Consider the following 16669-nt stretch of genomic DNA (forward strand, 5'->3'; position numbering starts at 1 on the left):
GCCTAGACGTTCGATCGATCGATCGATAGGGTCGCGTTCATGCGGGTCGACGCGGTGTACGAGAACGCCCGGCTGCTCACCGGGGCCAGCGCCACCGAGGACAGTGCGCTCGCCGTGCTGCACGGCCGGGTGGTGGCGCTGGGTGAAGACGCCTCGGAGCTGTCCGCGCGCCGCCGGATCGACCTCGGCGGCGCGTCCGTCGTGCCCGGGTTCCACGACGCCCACAACCACATGGCGTGGTTCGGCATGGGCCTGGACGACGTTGCGCTGAGTGACTGCCGCAGCGTCGAGGAGGTCTACGACGCCGTGGCGCGGCGGGCCGCCGAGCTGCCCGCCGGCAGCTGGGTCATCGGGAGGGGTTACGACCAGAACAAGCTGGCCGGCGGCACGCACCCCGACCGCCATGGCCTCGACCGCGCCGCGCCCGGGATGCTCGTGCGGCTCAAGCACACGTCCGGGCACATGACCGTGGTCAACTCCGCCGTCCTGCACCAGCTCGACCTCGCGCACGTCCCGGTGGGCGGCGACGTGGTGCTCGACGCCGCCGGGTCGCCGACCGGGTTGTTGCGCGAGCAGGCCCAGCTGCTGCTGCGGCCGCTGACCTACCCGACGCCGATGGAGTCCGTGGTCCGCGGCCTCGACCGCGCGAGTGAGCAGTTCCTGTCCGAGGGCATCACGAGCGTGCAGGAAGCCGGCATCGGCGGTGGGCTCGTCGGGGAGACACCGGCCGAGCTCGCGGCCTACCAGCTGGCGCGCGAACGCGGGGTGCTGCGCGTGCGGAGCACGGTGATGGTGGCTGCGAGCGTGCTCCACGACCTGCCCGACGGCGCCGGGTTCGGCCTCGACCTGGGCCTGCGCACGGGCTTCGGCGACGAGTGGCTGCGCGTCGGCCCGATGAAGCTGTTCGCCGACGGTTCGCTGGTCGGGCGCACCTGCGCGATGCACGAGCCGTTCGCGGGCGAGCCCGGCAACCGCGGCTACTTCCAGGTGCCCGAGGACGAGCTGGCCCGCACCATCCGCCTCGCACACGACGCCGGCTGGCAGATCGCGACGCACGCGATCGGCGACCGGGCCATCACCGTGGTGCTCGACGCGTACGAAGCCGCGTTGGCCGCTTCGCCGCGCGAAGACCACCGGCATCGCATCGAGCACTGCGCCGTGCTGCAGCCGGCGGAGCTGGCTCGGCTGGCTCGGCTGGGCCTGATCGCGTCGCCGCAGGGCCGGTTCGTGAACGAGCTGGGTGACGGCATGCGCGCGGCCCTCGGCGAGGCCCGGGTGCCGTGGTGCTACCGCCTGCGCAGCGTCCTCGACGCCGGCTGCGTGCTGCCCGCGAGCTCCGACCGCCCGGTCGTCGACGGTGCCCCGCTGCTCGGCCTGGCCGACATGGTGCACCGGCGCACTTCGTCGGGCGCGCCGTTCTCGCCCGAGGAAGCGCTCACCCCGCAGGAGGCGCTGCGCGCGTACACCTACGGCTCGGCGTACGCGACCTTCGCCGAACACGACCTCGGCACGTTGGAGCCGGGCAAGCTGGCCGACTTCGTGGTGCTTTCGGGTGATCCACTGTCCACTGTGGATGATCTCCGCGTGCTCGCCACGGCCGTGGGCGGCGAACTGCGCTACGAGGCATCGTGACCTATCGCTTGCCGACGAACGCACACGCTTCGCGCGCCAGCGCGGGCCAGTCGAGCGACGACTCCTCGGCGAGCGCGAACCACTCCTTCATCGGCGTGCCCTTGTTCGCGTCGAACCGCACGCCGTGGCCCTCGGCGACCAGCGCGTCGACGCGGGCCTTCGGTAGCTTCACCACGAGGTGCCCGCGGACGAGCATGGCGAAGATGCGGTTGTCCACGCGCAGGGCACTCGAACCGAACCCGCTTCCGGGCCGCGGCGGCTCGACGCCTTCGGCGTCTTCGCCGCCCAGCAGCTCGTCGATCAGGTCCTCGAACCGGTCTTCGGGGCTCATGTCCGCACCGTAACCGCCACCACCGACAAGAACCGACAAGATTGGGGCTCACCGCATGCCCGTCCGCGACGCCGTCTTCGAAGACGCCGAAGAGATCTGCGCGCTCATCGAAGAGCACGCCGTGTACGAGGAGAAGCACGACCTGAAGCTCGACCGCGCCGAGATGAGCGGCTACCTGTTCGGGCCCGAGCCCAAGGCGTGGGTCGTGCTCGCGACGCCGCCGGACCGCCCGGACGTGGTCGCGGGCTTCGCGTTCTGTAGCTGGAACTTCTCCACGTGGGAAGCGCGGCCGGGGATCTGGCTCGACGACCTGTTCATCCGCCCCGAACACCGCCGGCACGGGCTGGGTCGCGAGCTGCTCGACGAGCTGCGGTCGCGCACCACCGGCCGCGTCGAGTGGGACATGCAGGCGGGCAACGAGAAGGGCGAGGCGTTCTACGCGCAGCTGGGTGCGGAGCCTGTGCCGGGCTGGATCCGGTACCGCTGGCGGCCGTGATCGCCGCTGCCCGGATCACGCCGGCCCGGCCCGAGTCGTTCAGCGTTGAACCACATTCGGGCGCCCCCACGGCGTCCGGACGGTGAGGGGTGAGCCCGTATCGTATGCGGTATGGAAGATGGTTCCGTCCGGAGGTCGTCGTCGGTCGAGGACTACGTGCGCGTGATCTACGGGCTCGTCGAACGCGGTGAGTCCGTGACCAACGCGACTCTGGCGGGACGGCTCGAGGTGAGCCCTTCGTCGGCGTCGGGCATGGTCACGAAGCTTTCGCAGCTCGGGCTGGTCGCCCACGTGCCCTACCGGGGCATCGAGCTGACCGCCGAGGGGCGGCTGCTGGCGCGCTCGGTGCTGCGCCGGCACCGGCTGATCGAGACCTACCTCGTCTCCGAGCTGGGCTACACCTGGGACGAGGTCCACTCGGAGGCCGACGCACTGGAGCACGCCGTGTCCGACCGGCTGGTCGAGCGCATCGCCGCGAAGCTCGGCAACCCCCTGCGCGACCCGCACGGCGACCCCATCCCGGCCCCCGACGGCAGCGTCGAAGAGGTGCCGATGCGCATTCTGGACGACCTGCCGCCCGGCGCCGTCGGCGAGATCGTGCGGGTGTGGGACACGGACCCGGAGCTGCTGCGCTACCTCACCGAACACGCCATCGGCCTGGGCGAGCGCATCGAGGTCGTGGAGCGCCAGCCGTTCGGCGGCCCCATGGTCGTGAAGGTGGGCCAGCCACCGGACGCCGCGACGCACGCGATCGGCAAGGAGATCGCGCAAGCGCTGTCTGTCGCTGTGCGCTGAGCTGTTCCGAGCCGAGCCGAGCCGAGCCGAGCCGAGCCGAGCCGAGCCGAGCCGAGCCGAGCCGAGCCGAGCCGAGCCGAGCGCCGGGCCGAGGGCAGGGCCCACCCTCCCAGGGGGCCGCCCAAGATCCATTCTACCGGCGTGCACCGACAAAACCCGGTGCTCACCTGAGTTGTCCACAGGCAACTGGGATTGCCGTTTCCGCGCTGAGCGAACCTGCGCCGTGCGAACCAGCGCCGTGCGATCCGGCGCTGAGCGAACTTGCGCCGTGCGAGCCTGCGCGGTGCGGACCTGCGCCGAGCGACCGTGCGCTGATGGGCGTATGTGGCGGTGTCGCTCCTCGGCGGATGTGGGCTACGCCCGTCGGAGCCGACGATGGGCGCCATGACCACCAAACCGTTCCGCTTCGGGATCGTCGCCGGGTACGCCCCCGACCTCAAGGCCTGGACCGACCAGGCCCGCCGGGTCGAGGAGCTCGGCCTCGACACCCTGCTCGCCACCGACCCCGTCGGCGACGCCGACCCGCTCACTCTCGTGCCCGCGGCCGCCGCCGTCACCAGCCGCCTCACGCTGGGCACCTTCGTGCTCGCCGACCCGTTCCGCGACGTCCGCCAGCTCGGCTGGCAGGTGTCCACGTTGCACCGCGTGACGGGCGGCCGTTTCGAGCTCGGCCTGGGCGTCGGCCGGCCCGGCGCCGATGCGTTCGCCCGGCGCCTGGGCCGGGAGTTCGCGGCGCCGGGTGAGCGCATCGCGCGCCTGGCCGACACCATCGCGTTCCTCAAGGAGACGCCCGAGCGGCCGCGCCTGCTGCTCGCCGGCGGCGGCCCGAAGATGCTCGCGCTCGCCGCGCGCGAGGCGGATGTGATCACTCTGTCGTGGGCACCCCGGACGACGGAATCCGAAGCCGACTCTATTGTGGACAACCTCCGCGAAATGGCGGGCACGCGATTCGCCGACATCGAACTTTCCGTGAACTTGATTGCCGTCGGAAATGCGCCGGCACCGCAGATCGCGAAGTACACCGGTGTGGATGTTCCCGACCTCGCCGCCGCCGGCGCAGTCACGGTTCTGCCGGAAAACCCGGCTGCAGCACAGGAAACTCTTCTCCGGTGGCGCGAACGGTGGGGGATTTCCTACGTCACCGTCAATTCGGGCTACGCGGAAACCCTTGCGGAGATCGCTCGTTCTCTCCCCGCAGGCGGGTGAGTGCCCTTCCGATCATGCGGACTCCGGCCTACGCTCCGAGGTTTCGGGAAGCGACATGGTTCGGAGCGTGTGCGATGACCGGTCAGCGAACGTCGACGATGGACAGGGCGGAAACGGCGGAACGGGATCTCGGGCGTTTGCTCGAGGCCGGCCCGTTCGCGGACGCCCTGCGGGCGGCAATCAGGGCGAGGGGGCTAGGACTGGACAGGATCAGATATCGCTTGCGTGGCAGGGGAACTTCCCTGAGTCTCGCGACATTGAGCCACTGGCAGTCGGGGAGGTGCCGCCCGGAGCGGCCGGAATCGTTGCAGGCCCTAAGGAATTTGGAAGACATCTTGGGTGTCCCGCCGAATTCCTTGCGGCGCCTTCTCGGTCCTTCGCGCTCACGCGCTCAGCACCGATAACGCGCTGTGTTGTTTGCCTCGGCTCCGCCGAGGCGTGCGAGATCGCTTTTGGGAGCAGGCTCCTGGATCGAACGGCCGGATCGGCCTGGCAGCCGATCGCGCCGCCCCCTCCGGAAACCGGCGCGATCTCGCGTCGGGGCTGGGTTTTGCTGGCTTGGGCAGGGCGGAATCGCGCGGCTGGAGCTACCGAGCAGGGCGCGAGCGCGTAGCCGATCGGGGTTGAGCGACTTGGGCGGCGCGCGAGTGCGCGGCTTGGCCAGGTTGGTTGCCTCGGGCAGGGCGGGAAAGCGCTGTCCACCTGGTTGAGCTGCTTGGGCAAGGCGCGGGTGGGTAGCGGATCCGGGTCGAGGGGCGAGCCGGAACGCCGCGAGTGCGCGGCTTGGCCAAGTTGATTGTCTCGGGCAGGGCGGGAAAGCGCGGTCCACCTGGGCTGAGCGGCTGGGCAGTGTGCGAGTGCGTGGCCGATCCGGGTTGAGTGGCCTGAGCGGGGCGCGAGTGTGTGGCTTCGCCGGGTTGTTTGTCTCGGGCAGGGCGGGAAAACCGCGGTCCACCTGGGTTGAGCGGCTGGGCAGTGTGCGAGTGCGTAGCCGATCCGGGTCGAGGGGCGAGCCGGGACGCTGCGAGTGTGCGGTCTGGCCAAAGTTGTCTGCATCGGGCAGGGCGGGAAAGCGCGGTCCACCTGGGTTCGAACAGCTTGGGCAGGGCGCGAGCGCGTAACCGATCGGGTTGAGTGACTTGAGCGGGGCGCGAGTGCGCGGCTTGGCCATGTTGTTTGCCTCGGGCAGGGCGGGAAAGCGCGGCCCACCTGGGTTCGAACAGCTTGGGCAGAGCGCGAGCTCGTAGCCGATCCGGGTCGAGTGACTTGAGCGGGGCGCGAGTGCGCGGCTTGGCCATGTTGTTTGCCTCGGGCAGGGCGGGAAAGCGCTACCCACCCGGGTCGAGCAGCGTGGGCAAGGCGCGAGCGTGTAGCCGACCCGGGCCGAGGGGCGAGCCGGAACGCCGTGAGTGTGTGCGGCGCCGATCTCTACGATCGGTCCCATGCGTGCCGTGGTGATCGAGGAGTTCGGGGTAGTTCCCCAGGTGGTCGAGGTGCCCGATCCGGTGGTGCTGCCCGGTGGGGTGGTGATCGCGGTGGAGGCCACGGGGGTGTGCCGCAGTGATTGGCACACGTGGCAGGGCCACGACGACGCGGTGAAGCTGCCGCACGTGGCCGGCCATGAGCTGGCGGGGCGGATCGCGGCGGTCGGGGCGGGTGTGCGCGGCTGGGAGGTCGGCGCGCGGGTGACCGTGCCGTTCGTGTGCGCGTGCGGGCGTTGTGCGCAGTGTGCGCGCGGTGACCAGCAGATCTGCGACGACGAGTTCCAGCCGGGCGCCACCCATTGGGGGTCGTTCGCGGAGCTCGTGGCGATCGAGCACGCGCAGGCCAACCTCGTGGCGCTGCCGGACGCGATGTCGGCGGCGGAGGCCGCGGCGCTCGGCTGCCGCTTCGGCACGGCGTTCCGCGCGGTCCTGCGGCAGGGCGGCGTGCGTGCCGGCCAGTGGGTTTCGGTCTACGGCTGCGGCGGCGTCGGGATCTCCGCGGTGCTGCTGGCCGCGGCGGCGGGCGCGAAGGTCGTGGCGGTGGACGTCTCGCCGGCCGCGCGCGCGCTCGCCGAGCGGTCGGGCGCGGTGCTGAGCGTGGACGCGGGTGCGTTCGACGGGCCGGAAGCGGTCGCGGAGCACGTCCGGTCGCTGACCGGCGGCGGCACCCACGTGTCGCTCGACTGCCTGGGCTCGCCGGCCACGTGCGCCGCGTCGGTCGGCAGCCTGCGCAAACGCGGCCGCCACGTGCAGGCGGGCCTGATGCCGCCCGCGCAGGGCGTCGCGCCGATCCCGATGCACCGCGTGATCGGCGGCGAGCTGGAGATCGTGGGCATCCACGGCCTGCAGGCCCACGAGTACCCGGAGCTGCTGAGCGTGGTCGAGCGGTCGGGCATCGACCTGGCGGGCCTGATCGGCACGCGGATCGGCCTCGACGACGTGCCGGCCGCCCTGGCCGCGATGAACGACCCTGTGCCCGCGCGGGCCGGGGTCACCGTGGTCGAGATCAACGAGGTCGAGCTCGGGTGACGCAGCGTGATGAGCCTCGGCCGTCGTGTCATGTGTCCATCTTGTAGCTGATCGACACCTGGTCTGTGACACTCGAGTGTGGGAGTGTCAAGACGGCGGTCACGGCGAGGGGTACCGCCGCAGGAGCACCCGGCCAGACCCTTCGGGTGGTCCTGCGGTCTGCCGAACCCCACCGGTGCGGTGCGACAATCGCCTGCGATGGAACTTCTGCCACGTACCCGTGTCGAACTCGCGCCTGGCGCGGTCCACGTCCCCGACTGGCTCGGCCTCGACGAACAGCGCTCGCTCGTCGAGGCCTGCCGCGGCTGGCGCGGCTACCGCCAGACCCGCCTGCCCAGCGGCGGCGTGATGTCGGTGCGCATGGTCTGCCTCGGCTGGCACTGGCTCCCGTACCGCTACTCCCGCACCCGCGAGGACGGCTCGCCGGTGGAACCGTTCCCGGCGTGGCTCGGCGAACTCGGCCGGCGTGCGGTGGCCGAGGCGTACGGCGACGGCACCGGTTACGACCCCGACGTCGCCCTCGTGAACTACTACGACGCCACGGCCAAAATGGGCCAGCACCAGGACAAGGACGAGCGCTCCCTCGAGCCCGTCGTGTCCCTGAGCCTGGGCGACACGTGCGTCTTCCGCTTCGGCAACACCGAGAACCGCAACCGCCCGTACACGGACCTCGAGCTGCGCTCCGGCGATCTGTTCGTCTTCGGCGGCCCCTCGCGGCTGGCGTACCACGGCGTGCCGCGCACCCTGCCCGGCACGGCCGACCCGGCATTGGGCCTGACCGGGCGGCTCAACCTGACGTTGCGGGTGTCGGGCTTGTGACGTCCAGCGCGAACCGCACCCGCTGACCGGGCCGCAGCTGCGCGGCCACGTCGAGGTCGGGTTCGCACACCACGGCGGGCACGGGATAACCGCCGGTCACGGGGTGGTCGGCGAGGAACAGGATCGGCACCCCCGACGGCGGCACCTGCAGCGCGCCCGGCACGGCGGCTTCCGGAGGGAGCTCGCCCGAACGCGCGCGATCGAGCGGCGGCCCGTCGAGCCGGACGCCGACGCGGTCGAGGTCGGCGGTCACCGTGTATGCGGAAGTGACCAAAGTGGACAGTGCGGTCCGCGTGAACCAGTCGAGCCGCGGCCCCGGGGTGACGCGCAGGACCGGCTCTTCCGGAAGCCGGGCCAGCGGAGCCAGGTCGACGACCGGCTGCCCGGCGACGACATCGCCCACCGGCAGCGTCATCCCCGGCGCGAGCGGCGGCGGCCCGAGCCCACCCATGGTGTCCGTGGCCCGCGCCCCGAGCACCGGCCGCACGTCGAACCCGCCGCGGATGGCGACGTAGCACCGCAGGCCCCGCGTGGCCGTGTCCAGCACGAGCTCGTCGCCGGCCCGCAGCGCGAGGGGTCCGTTCGGCGCGGCCGCCCGCTGCCCCGCCCGCACGTCCACCTCGGCTCCGGTCACGGCGACCAAGGCCGCTTCGGAGACCCGCAGCCGCAGCCCGCCGAGCGTCACCTCCAGCGCCGCGTGCGTCTCGGGATTGCCGACCAGCCGGTTCGCCAGCCGCAGCGACGAACGGTCCGCCGCCCCCGACCGCCCGACCCCGACGGCGGCGAGCCCGGGCCGGCCCAGGTCCTGAACGGTCGCGAACGGACCGGTCGCGAGCACTTCCACCTTCCCGGTCATCACACCGCCTCGAACCGCACGCGCGTGCCCGGCGTGAGCCGGTTGGGCGGGTCGAGCTCGACCTCCCACATCGACAACGATGTCGTCCCGACCAGGTGCCAGCCGCCGGGGGACGGGCGCGGATAAACGGCCGAGTACTCGCCCGCGATGGCGACCGAACCGGCGGGCACGCGGGTGCGCGGCACCGAACGCCGCGGCAGGTGCAACGCGGGATCCAGGCCCGTCAAGTACGCGAAACCCGGCGCGAAGCCGCAGAACGACACCACGTACGAAGTCGAGCTGTGCAAAGACACGACCTCGCGCACCGACAACCCGGAAGCCTCCGCGACGTCCGCGAGATCCGCCCCGTCGTACCGCACCGGCACGGTAACCGAGTCCGCAGCGGCGCCGACAACATCCACAGTGGACATCGAAGACAACAACCGCGTCAACGAACCCACCTCCACCGCCGCGGGATCGAACCGCACCAGCAGCGTCCGAGCCGCCGGCACGAGCTCCACCACCCCGGCCGGCAGGTCCGCCGCCAACGCGGCCTGCAACCCGAGCACGTCCTGAGCCTCGACGAGAACCGCGGACCCGCCGTAGGGCAACACGGTCATCACACGAACGACTCCACCGTGATCCCCGCCTCCGTCAGCGAAGCCCGGATCCGCCGCGCGAGGTCGACGGCCCCGGGCGTATCACCGTGCACGCACAGGGAAACGGCCCGCAGGTCGAGCTTCCCGCCGTCCACGTCGATCACCGAGCCCGTCGTCGCCATGGCCGTGGCGCGCGCGGCGACCTCGTCGGCGTCGTGGAGCACCGCGCCCGGCAGCTTGCGCGACACGAGCCGGCCCTCCGGGGTGTACGCCCGGTCCGCGAACGCCTCCGCATACCCCGTCACCCCGGCCGCTGAAGCCGCGCGCAGCATCTCCGAGTCCGGCGGGCACAACAGCGCCAGCCCGGTCCCGAACTGCCGCACGCCCTCCACGAGCGCCGCCGCCTGCGCCGGATCCACCGCCGCCGTGTTGTACAGCGCCCCGTGCGCCTTCACGTACTTCACCGAAGATCCCGCCGCCCGGGCGAACGCGTCCAACGCGCCGATTTGGTACAGCACGTCGTCCGTGAGATCCGCCGGTGAGATGTCGAGGGCCCGCCGGCCGAAGCCGGCGAGGTCGCGGTAGCCCACGTGCGCCCCGATCGTCACGCCGCGCTCGGCCGCGCGGGCGCACACCCGCCGCATCACGCCGGGGTCGCCCGCGTGGAAGCCACACGCGATGTTCGCGCTGGTCACGATGTCGAGCATCGCCTCGTCGTCGCCCATCCGCCACGCGCCGAAGCCTTCGCCGAGGTCGCTGTTCAGATCCATGTCACTCCCGTCTCGCGCTGGTCCGTCAAGAACATGTACCCCGGCGCGTGCGTGATGGCGAACGGCGGCCGCGAAGCCATCACCGCCGCCTGCGGGGTGACGCCGCAGGCCCAGAACACCGGCACGTCGCCGGGTTCCAGGTCCACGGCGTCGCCGAAGTCGGGCCGCGCCAGGTCCGTGATGCCCAGCGCCGCCGGGTCGCCGACGTGTACCGGGGCGCCGGGCAGCGAGGGCGACGCCGACGTGATCCGCACGGCGTCGTCGAGCAGCTCGGCCGGGACCGGCCGCATCGTCACCACCAGCGGGCCGTGCAGCCGCCCGGCGGGCGTGCACGGCCGGTCCGTCACGTACATCGCCACTCCGCGCCCCTGCGTCAGGTTCCGCAGGGGCACTCCGCCCGCGACCAGCGGCGCCTCGAACGAATAGGTGCAGCCGATCGAGAACGCCACCATGTCGCTGCGCCACAGGCCGGTCGCGTCGGTGACCTCGCCGGTCAGCACGCCGTTGTGCCACACGCGGTAGCGGGGCAGATCGGTGCGCAGGTCGGCGCCGGGCGCGAGCCGCGAGCTCGGGTCGCCGGGCCGGCTGACGTCGAGCACCGGGCACGCGCGCGGGTTGCGCGCACAGAACAGCAGCACGTCGTCGGCCCAGTCCTGCGGCACGGCGATCAGGTTGGCCTGCGCGTAGCCGGCCGCCCAGCCCTCGGTGGGCCGCTCGGTGCCCGCGCGGAAGAGCGCGCGGGCCTCGGCCGGCGTCAGCGTGGCGGGGTCGCGGAAGGTGGTCACGACCCGATCCCGGTCAATTCCCGGCCACGGGTTTCGGGCAGGCCCAGCAACGCGAGCGCGGCGATGGCGTACCCGACGGCACCGAGCGCGATCGCGCCGCCCGCGCCCATGAACCCGACCACCGCGGGGAACGCGGCACCCACCGCACGCCCGAAGTTGTACGTGAAGCCCTGGCCCGTCGCCCGCACCTCGGTCGGGTACAGCTCCGCGAGGTACGCGCCGAAGCCGCTGAAGATCGCCGAGGTCGAGAAGCCCAGTGGGAAGCTGATCAGCAGCATGAGCCCGTTGGCGCCGTAGGGCAGCTGCACGAACAGCACGATCAGCACCGCCGACAGCACGGAGAACAGCAGAAAGGTTCGCTTGCGCCCCAACAGATCCGTGAGGTATCCGCCGCAGACGTAGCCGATGAACGCGCCGGGGATCAGCAGCGCGAAGTACGCACCGGTGCCGACCACGGACAGGCCGCGGGCGGTCTTGAGGTACTGGGGCATCCAGGTGAACAGCGTGTAGTACCCGCCCTGCACACCGGTCGCGAGCAGCGCCGCGAAGAGCGTGGTGCGCAGCAGACCGGGGCGGAAGATGCCCGCGAGCGAACCCTTCGACTTGGTCTTCAAAGTCTTCAGGCGCCGGTCGGTCACGTGCTCGGCGTCGGCCACCCGGCGGCGCACCCACAGCACGAGCAGCGCCGGCAGCACGCCGACCCAGAACAGCACGCGCCACGCGACGGCGTCGTCGAGCACGCTGAACAGCACCGTGTAGACGATCACCAGCAGGCCCCAGCCCACGGCCCACGCGCTCTGCACGAACGCGACGGTCCGGCCGCGGTAGCGCGCGGAGCAGTACTCGGCGACCAGCGCCGCGCCGACGGCCCACTCGCCGCCGAAGCCGAGGCCCTGCAGTCCGCGGAACACCAGCAGTGTCTCGAAGTTCGGTGCGAAACCGCAGAGCACCGTGAAGACCGTGTACAGCGCGATGGTCAGCTGCAGCGTACGGACGCGGCCGATGCGGTCGGCCAGCACGCCGGCGCCGATGCCGCCGATCGCGGAGACGACCAGCGTGGTCGTGCTGAGCAGGCCGGCCTCGCCGGACGAGATGCCGAAGTAGGCCGTGATCGCGGCCAGGCCGAACGGCAGGGTCTGGTAGTCGAAGGAGTCGAGCCCGTATCCGCCGAAGGCGGCGAAGAAGGCGCGCTTGCCCTTCGGCCCGAGGGAGCGGAACCACTCGAACGGCCGGGCCGCACTTGTGGTGCCTGCTGTCACGTTCGTGTTCATGGGTACCTCGCAGGGAGAGTTCTCATAGTGGCACGAGTCACATGGCAGTCACCGTACGGATCGTTCAACAATTCCACAAGTCTCTTATTTTATTGTTCTCAACCCTACGGCTACGCTGGGCGACGTGGTCACCGACGAGAGCCCGCTGGGCCTGGAAGCCGACCGCGGCCTGCTGAGCCGCACGAGCACCGCGGAACGCGTTGCCGGAGTGCTGCGCACGCGCATCTCCGAAGGCTTCTTCCTGCCCGGCGGCCGGCTGTCGGAGCAGGACATCGGCAACGCGCTGGGCGTCTCGCGCAACACGCTGCGCGAGTCGTTCCGCCTGCTCACGCACGAGCGGCTGCTCACCCACGAGCTCAACCGCGGCGTCTTCGTGCGCGTGCCGACGGTCGACGACGTGCGCGACATCTACCGCGTCCGCAAGCTCGTCGAGTGCGCCGCCGTCCGCGCGATCACCGAACGGCCGGCGTCCTACGACAAGATCGCGGCCACGGTCGCCGAGGGTCACCAAGCGGCCGAAACCGGCCGTTGGCAGGACCTCGGCACGGCGAACATCCGGTTCCACAGCGAGCTCGTCGCGTTGACCGGCAGCGAGCGCGTGGTCGAGCTGATGCAGGGCCTCACCGCCGAGCTGCGGCTGGTGTTCCACGTGATGGCCGACCCGCGGCGATTCCACGAGCGGTACCTGCCGCGCAACCGCGAACTGCTCGGGCCGCTCGGAGAAGGCGACGGCGGGCGCGCGGAAAAGCTGCTCGCGGCCTACCTTTCCGACGCGGAGGCGCAGCTCGTCGAGGCGTACTCGGAACGTTCGGTGGGCGGCGTCGGTTTGTAGGCCGCGGCAGTGGTCCAAACCGGACCGCCTGCGGTTTCGCGACGGGGCGGGATCCGTGTCAGGGACCCGAAAATCGCCGTGACCCGACGGGAAAGTGTGTGCTGCGCCATGGAAAACGTTTGTCACGAGTTGCGTGTCCGCGACGCAGGAACGGCACTACTTCCGTCGCAAAAGGGATGAAGCACTTGCTTACATAGCGTGCTTCCGCGCGGATGGGCATCCGATTGTGGCCGTTCGGGCCGTCCGCAGTCTGGGTGGTGTCAAGATCGCGGACACCTGATTACCGTCTTCATCAGGCCGCGTGAAGCGAATGGCATCCCTGCCCCGGAACCCCCAGACGGGGCCAGGCGCCTACGCGAAGATCGAATCGGGATGGTCGCCCCCAGTGCCCGATCCGGCGTGCGTGGCCAGGAGATGGTGGAGATGGTGGAGCAACGGCGAACCGTGGTCCCCGGGGGGAGATCACGGTTCGCCGCTGCGTACTGCGCCGATCGGCCGGACCCGTACTCGCGGGTCAGTCCACTTCGGATCCTCAGCCCGCGTACCGGGCGAACACCTTGGTGTAGTCCCACGGCTGCTGCGAGACCTTCGAGCAGCTGTCGTCCGGACCACCCGTGCACGGCCGGTCGCGGTTGGCCGACCAGAACGTGAGCCGTGCCAGGTGGTGCTGGTTCGCGTAACCCAGGATGGTGGTGAAGTCCGTCACCGTCACCGTCTCGTTCTGGTCGGTGATGCCGTTCATGGACGAGATGCCCATGTGCCGGTAGGCGTTGTCGTCGGTGTAGCCGAAGGCGTTCTTGACGACGTTCTTCAGCCCCTCGGCCGCGCGCGTGGTGAGCGTGCCCATGTTCTGCCCGGCGCCGCCGAAGTCGAACGGCATGATGACCCAGCCGTCGGCGGCGAAGCCGGACTGCGCGGCGCGGTTGACCAGGCTCGAGTCCGGACCGCTGGTGCCGGTGCCGAACGTGACGTAGATCTTGATGCCCGGGTTGCTGGCGCGCACGGTCTTCAGCGCGTCGACGGTGCGCTGCTGCACCGTCGGGTTGCTGTAGGCGTCGGCCTCGATGTCGATGTCGATCGCCTTGAGGCCGTAGGCGTTGATCACCTTCTGGTACGCCGACGCGAGCTCACCCGCGCTGCCGCACGAGGACTCCAGCTTGTTGCCGCTGTAGCCGCCGAACGACGGGATCACGTCGCCGCCCGCACCGCGCACGGTGTTGATCGTGCCCTGGTCCACGCCGCCGGTGAGCGCCCGTGCGCCGTCCCACTGCGGGTTGCAGTACCCGTTGGACAGCACGAACGCCAGCGTGAACCACTTGACGCCGGTCGCGTTCATGATCGTCGTCGGGTTCGGCGGCGCACCCCAGCCGTTGTAGATGTACGGGGCCACGGCCATCGCGCCGGCCGAGGGCGGCGGGGTCGTGTCGCCGCCGCCGGAAGGCGCGGTCCACTTCTGGTTGGCGGTGCCGGTGCACGTCCAGATCTGCAGCCGGGTGCCGTCGGCCGAGCTCTGGCCGGTGGCGTCGAGGCACTTGTTCGCGGCGGTGTTGACGATGTCGTGGGCGGCGGTGACCGTCCACTGCTGCGCACCGGTGCCGTTGCAGTCGTACAGCTGCACCTTGGCTCCGTCGGTGGTGGCCGCGGACGCCACGTCGAGGCACTTGCCGAGCGCCCGGATCGTGCCGTCGGAGCCGACGTTCCACTGCTGTGCCGTGGTTCCGTTGCAGCCGTAGAGCTGCACGGCGGAACCGTTGGCGCTGTTCGCGCCGGCGACGTCGACGCACTTGCCGCCGAGGCCGGTGATCTGCCCGGTCGCGGCCTGCGCGTTGGCCGGGATCAGGGTGACGGCGGAGGCGGCGAGCAAGCCGCCGAGCGCCGCGAGGACTCTTCTTCTCATCGGGGACTCCTGGGGAGGGTCAGGGTGCGGTCCACTTCTGGTTGGCCGCGCCGGTGCAGGTCCAGATCTGCGTGCGCGTGCCGTTGGCTGAGCTGTTGCCGGTGACGTCGAGGCACTTGTTCGCGGCGGTGTTCACGATGTCGCGGGACGAGTTCGCCGTCCATTGCTGCGCGCCGGTGCCGTTGCAGTCGTACAGCTGGACTTTCGCACCGTCCGTTGTGGACGCAGCGCTGACGTCAAGGCACTTGCCCAGTGCGCGGATCGTGCCGTCGGAGCCGATGGTCCACTGCTGCGCGCCCGTGCCGTTGCAGTCGTAGAGATCGACCGCGGTGCCGTTGGCGCTGTTGGCGCCCGCGACGTCGAGGCACTTGCCGGCCAGCCCGGTGATCTGGCCGGTGCGGCCGGTCGGCGGCGTGGTGCCCCCGCCCGCCTGCGTGCCGTTCCACGTGAACGTGGCCGACGTGTGGCCCGGCAGCGTGTAGGTGAACGACTGCCCGCCCCAGTTCACGCGCACGCTCTGGTTGCCCGTGGTGGAGTTGTACGCGATGAGCGCCTTGGACCCGTCGGGGTTCTTCCAGGCGACGTTGCGCACGGCCGAGGTGTCGTTCGAATCGATCCGCACCGCGCCCGGCTTCACGAACTTGGTGAGGTGGCCCATCGTGTAGTACTCGACGGTGTAGTCGACCTGGCCGTTGCGACCGTCTCCATTGTGGACGGTGATGAGCCCGGTGCAGGTGCCACAGCCGCCGTTGTGCGGGTTGTGCGCCTGGTCGACCGCGAGGCTCCACTTCACGACCGAGCGGCTCCAGTTGCGCGTGTAGTCCACGATGTTGTTCATGTCCTCGGCCTGCTGGTTCCCGATCCAGGTGCCGCCGGAGTGCTCGGTCGAGTAGGAGTTCACGTTCGGGTACTTCGCGTGCACCGTCGACTGCTCGGAGACGTTGCCCTCGTACCCGTGCCAGGCGATGCCGCCGAAGTTCGGGTCGTTGCGCACGGCCGCGTCGTCCACCGTCGGCGCCGCGAACTCGTCGTACTTGTCGGGGTTCCAGTCCAGGGCCAGGACCTTGCTGGACAGTCCCGCCGAGTGCAGCGCCGGCAGCAGGCTGTTCTTGGTGAAGAACGCCAGCCCCGAGCCGTTCCACTGCGCGGACGGGTAGCCCGGGCAGCAGGTCGGCTCGTTCTGCACCGACAGGTAGTCGATCGGCACGCCGGCGTTCTGGTAGGCCTGCACGTACTTCACGAAATACTGGGCGTAGGCGTTGTAGTACTGCGACTCGAGCCAGCCCTGGCTGTAGGAGTCGTTGTCCTTCATCCACGGCGGCGGGCTCCACGGCGAAGCCATCACCTTCAGCTGCGGGTTGAGCTGCTTGGCCTGCTTCGTCAGCGGCAGCACGTCCACCTGGTCGTGGGCGATGGAGAAGTGCTGCAGGTTCGGGTCGGTCTGCCCGGCGGGCATGTCGTCGTAGGTGTAGCTGGAGCGCGCCAGGTCCGACGCGCCCATGGGGTTGCGCAGGAAGTCGATGCCGATGCCGGCGTTCGGGTCGAACAGCTTCTGCATGACCTGGCTGCGGGTGCTTGCCGACAGCAGGTTGCTGGAGTTCATCAGGTAGGCCGCGCTGTCGGTGAACGACGCGCCCCCGCCCTCGAACTGCTGGTAGGTGGTGTTCTCGTTGACGTTGATCGTCTGCTGGCCGCTGCCGGTGCCGGCCGAGAACGTGATGGGCGTCTGCTGCTGCAGGCCGCGCGTCACGTTCACGCCCTTGGCGTCGTCGGTCGTGGTCAGCCAGATGTTCACGGTCTCGTTCGCCGCTTGCGCGACCGGGACGGCCATTGTGGACAGTGCCAGGGCCGCCGCGCCGAGCAGCGGGAGCAGGTGGCGTTTGCGCAT

General features: G+C 70.7%; 16 protein-coding genes and 1 pseudogene. 9 read left to right on the forward strand and 8 right to left on the reverse strand.

Annotated elements, in window-relative coordinates:
* Positions 1-39 precede the first annotated feature (39 nt).
* A complete protein-coding gene (locus ACFY1H_RS27670) occupies positions 40-1632 on the forward strand; it encodes an amidohydrolase (protein WP_386950962.1) in 1593 nt (530 codons plus the stop codon).
* A gap of 1 nt (position 1633) precedes the next feature.
* Here ACFY1H_RS27670 and ACFY1H_RS27675 read toward each other — a convergent pair whose 3' ends face one another.
* On the reverse strand, positions 1634-1963 hold the full coding sequence (locus ACFY1H_RS27675; protein ID WP_366584267.1) for a hypothetical protein: 330 nt from the start codon (positions 1961-1963) through the stop codon (positions 1634-1636).
* A 55-nt stretch (positions 1964-2018) separates the two neighbouring features.
* Between ACFY1H_RS27675 and ACFY1H_RS27680 the strand changes: the two genes are divergently transcribed.
* From ACFY1H_RS27680 to ACFY1H_RS27710, 7 genes and pseudogenes are all read left to right on the forward strand, one after another.
* Positions 2019-2459, forward strand: a complete 441-nt coding sequence (locus ACFY1H_RS27680; protein WP_386950966.1) for a GNAT family N-acetyltransferase — start codon at positions 2019-2021, stop codon at positions 2457-2459.
* Positions 2460-2570: 111 nt separating this feature from the next.
* Positions 2571-3254 (forward strand): metal-dependent transcriptional regulator, encoded by a 684-nt coding sequence (locus ACFY1H_RS27685; protein ID WP_366584269.1) that lies wholly within the window; start codon positions 2571-2573, stop codon positions 3252-3254.
* A 255-nt stretch (positions 3255-3509) separates the two neighbouring features.
* A pseudogene (locus ACFY1H_RS27690) lies at positions 3510-3569 on the forward strand (pentapeptide repeat-containing protein); the annotation flags it as partial.
* 69 nt (positions 3570-3638) lie between these two features.
* Positions 3639-4460 (forward strand): LLM class flavin-dependent oxidoreductase, encoded by an 822-nt coding sequence (locus ACFY1H_RS27695; RefSeq protein ID WP_386950970.1) that lies wholly within the window; start codon positions 3639-3641, stop codon positions 4458-4460.
* 74 nt (positions 4461-4534) lie between these two features.
* Positions 4535-4864, forward strand: a complete 330-nt coding sequence (locus tag ACFY1H_RS27700; protein ID WP_354874815.1) for a transcriptional regulator — start codon at positions 4535-4537, stop codon at positions 4862-4864.
* A gap of 1038 nt (positions 4865-5902) precedes the next feature.
* Positions 5903-6973, forward strand: a complete 1071-nt coding sequence (locus tag ACFY1H_RS27705) for an alcohol dehydrogenase catalytic domain-containing protein (protein WP_386950974.1) — start codon at positions 5903-5905, stop codon at positions 6971-6973.
* Between the two features lie 198 nt (positions 6974-7171).
* Positions 7172-7792 (forward strand): alpha-ketoglutarate-dependent dioxygenase AlkB family protein, encoded by a 621-nt coding sequence (locus ACFY1H_RS27710; RefSeq protein WP_386950977.1) that lies wholly within the window; start codon positions 7172-7174, stop codon positions 7790-7792.
* On the opposite strand, the gene ACFY1H_RS27715 is transcribed toward ACFY1H_RS27710, so the two are convergent.
* The 5 genes from ACFY1H_RS27715 to ACFY1H_RS27735 are packed head-to-tail and all read right to left on the reverse strand — an operon-like array spanning position 7761 to position 12052.
* Positions 7761-8648, reverse strand: coding sequence for a biotin-dependent carboxyltransferase family protein (locus ACFY1H_RS27715; protein ID WP_386950979.1), 888 nt, complete (start codon positions 8646-8648; stop codon positions 7761-7763). The genes ACFY1H_RS27710 and ACFY1H_RS27715 overlap by 32 nt on opposite strands.
* Positions 8648-9247: a 5-oxoprolinase subunit PxpB gene (gene pxpB, locus ACFY1H_RS27720; RefSeq protein WP_386950982.1), complete on the reverse strand. Its 600-nt coding sequence runs from the start codon at positions 9245-9247 to the stop codon at positions 8648-8650. The genes ACFY1H_RS27715 and pxpB overlap by 1 nt, the downstream gene beginning before the upstream one ends.
* Positions 9247-9996: a LamB/YcsF family protein gene (locus tag ACFY1H_RS27725; protein ID WP_386950984.1), complete on the reverse strand. Its 750-nt coding sequence runs from the start codon at positions 9994-9996 to the stop codon at positions 9247-9249. Before ACFY1H_RS27725 ends, pxpB begins: the two co-directional genes overlap by 1 nt.
* Positions 9987-10754 carry a putative hydro-lyase gene (locus ACFY1H_RS27730; RefSeq protein WP_366584355.1) on the reverse strand — a complete coding sequence of 256 codons (768 nt, stop codon included), beginning with the start codon at positions 10752-10754 and terminating at the stop codon, positions 9987-9989. The genes ACFY1H_RS27725 and ACFY1H_RS27730 overlap by 10 nt, the downstream gene beginning before the upstream one ends.
* A 23-nt stretch (positions 10755-10777) precedes the next feature.
* A complete protein-coding gene (locus ACFY1H_RS27735) occupies positions 10778-12052 on the reverse strand; it encodes an MFS transporter (RefSeq protein WP_366584276.1) in 1275 nt (424 codons plus the stop codon).
* A gap of 124 nt (positions 12053-12176) precedes the next feature.
* On the opposite strand from ACFY1H_RS27735, the gene ACFY1H_RS27740 reads away from it, so the two are divergent.
* Positions 12177-12884: a GntR family transcriptional regulator gene (locus ACFY1H_RS27740; RefSeq protein WP_366584277.1), complete on the forward strand. Its 708-nt coding sequence runs from the start codon at positions 12177-12179 to the stop codon at positions 12882-12884.
* A gap of 532 nt (positions 12885-13416) precedes the next feature.
* Here ACFY1H_RS27740 and ACFY1H_RS27745 read toward each other — a convergent pair.
* Together ACFY1H_RS27745 and ACFY1H_RS27750 are read right to left on the reverse strand one after the other, a co-directional pair.
* Positions 13417-14781: a ricin-type beta-trefoil lectin domain protein gene (locus ACFY1H_RS27745; protein WP_386950988.1), complete on the reverse strand. Its 1365-nt coding sequence runs from the start codon at positions 14779-14781 to the stop codon at positions 13417-13419.
* Between the two features lie 19 nt (positions 14782-14800).
* Positions 14801-16669 (reverse strand): ricin-type beta-trefoil lectin domain protein, encoded by a 1869-nt coding sequence (locus tag ACFY1H_RS27750; protein WP_386950991.1) that lies wholly within the window; start codon positions 16667-16669, stop codon positions 14801-14803.

This window comes from Amycolatopsis sp. NPDC001319 (assembly GCF_042896185.1).
Taxonomy (GTDB): Bacteria; Actinomycetota; Actinomycetes; order Mycobacteriales; family Pseudonocardiaceae; genus Amycolatopsis.

Coding starts and splice junctions, on each gene's coding strand:
- ACFY1H_RS27685 (WP_366584269.1), top strand. CDS start 2,571: ATGGAAGATGGTTCCGTCCGGAGGTCGTCGTCGGTCGAGGACTACGTG.
- ACFY1H_RS27725 (WP_386950984.1), bottom strand. CDS start 9,996: ATGGATCTGAACAGCGACCTCGGCGAAGGCTTCGGCGCGTGGCGGATG.
- ACFY1H_RS27695 (WP_386950970.1), top strand. CDS start 3,639: ATGACCACCAAACCGTTCCGCTTCGGGATCGTCGCCGGGTACGCCCCC.
- pxpB (WP_386950982.1), bottom strand. CDS start 9,247: ATGACCGTGTTGCCCTACGGCGGGTCCGCGGTTCTCGTCGAGGCTCAG.
- ACFY1H_RS27675 (WP_366584267.1), bottom strand. CDS start 1,963: ATGAGCCCCGAAGACCGGTTCGAGGACCTGATCGACGAGCTGCTGGGC.
- ACFY1H_RS27745 (WP_386950988.1), bottom strand. CDS start 14,781: ATGAGAAGAAGAGTCCTCGCGGCGCTCGGCGGCTTGCTCGCCGCCTCC.
- ACFY1H_RS27705 (WP_386950974.1), top strand. CDS start 5,903: ATGCGTGCCGTGGTGATCGAGGAGTTCGGGGTAGTTCCCCAGGTGGTC.
- ACFY1H_RS27710 (WP_386950977.1), top strand. CDS start 7,172: ATGGAACTTCTGCCACGTACCCGTGTCGAACTCGCGCCTGGCGCGGTC.
- ACFY1H_RS27735 (WP_366584276.1), bottom strand. CDS start 12,052: ATGAACACGAACGTGACAGCAGGCACCACAAGTGCGGCCCGGCCGTTC.
- ACFY1H_RS27670 (WP_386950962.1), top strand. CDS start 40: ATGCGGGTCGACGCGGTGTACGAGAACGCCCGGCTGCTCACCGGGGCC.
- ACFY1H_RS27700 (WP_354874815.1), top strand. CDS start 4,535: ATGACCGGTCAGCGAACGTCGACGATGGACAGGGCGGAAACGGCGGAA.
- ACFY1H_RS27750 (WP_386950991.1), bottom strand. CDS start 16,669: ATGCGCAAACGCCACCTGCTCCCGCTGCTCGGCGCGGCGGCCCTGGCA.
- ACFY1H_RS27680 (WP_386950966.1), top strand. CDS start 2,019: ATGCCCGTCCGCGACGCCGTCTTCGAAGACGCCGAAGAGATCTGCGCG.
- ACFY1H_RS27715 (WP_386950979.1), bottom strand. CDS start 8,648: ATGACCGGGAAGGTGGAAGTGCTCGCGACCGGTCCGTTCGCGACCGTT.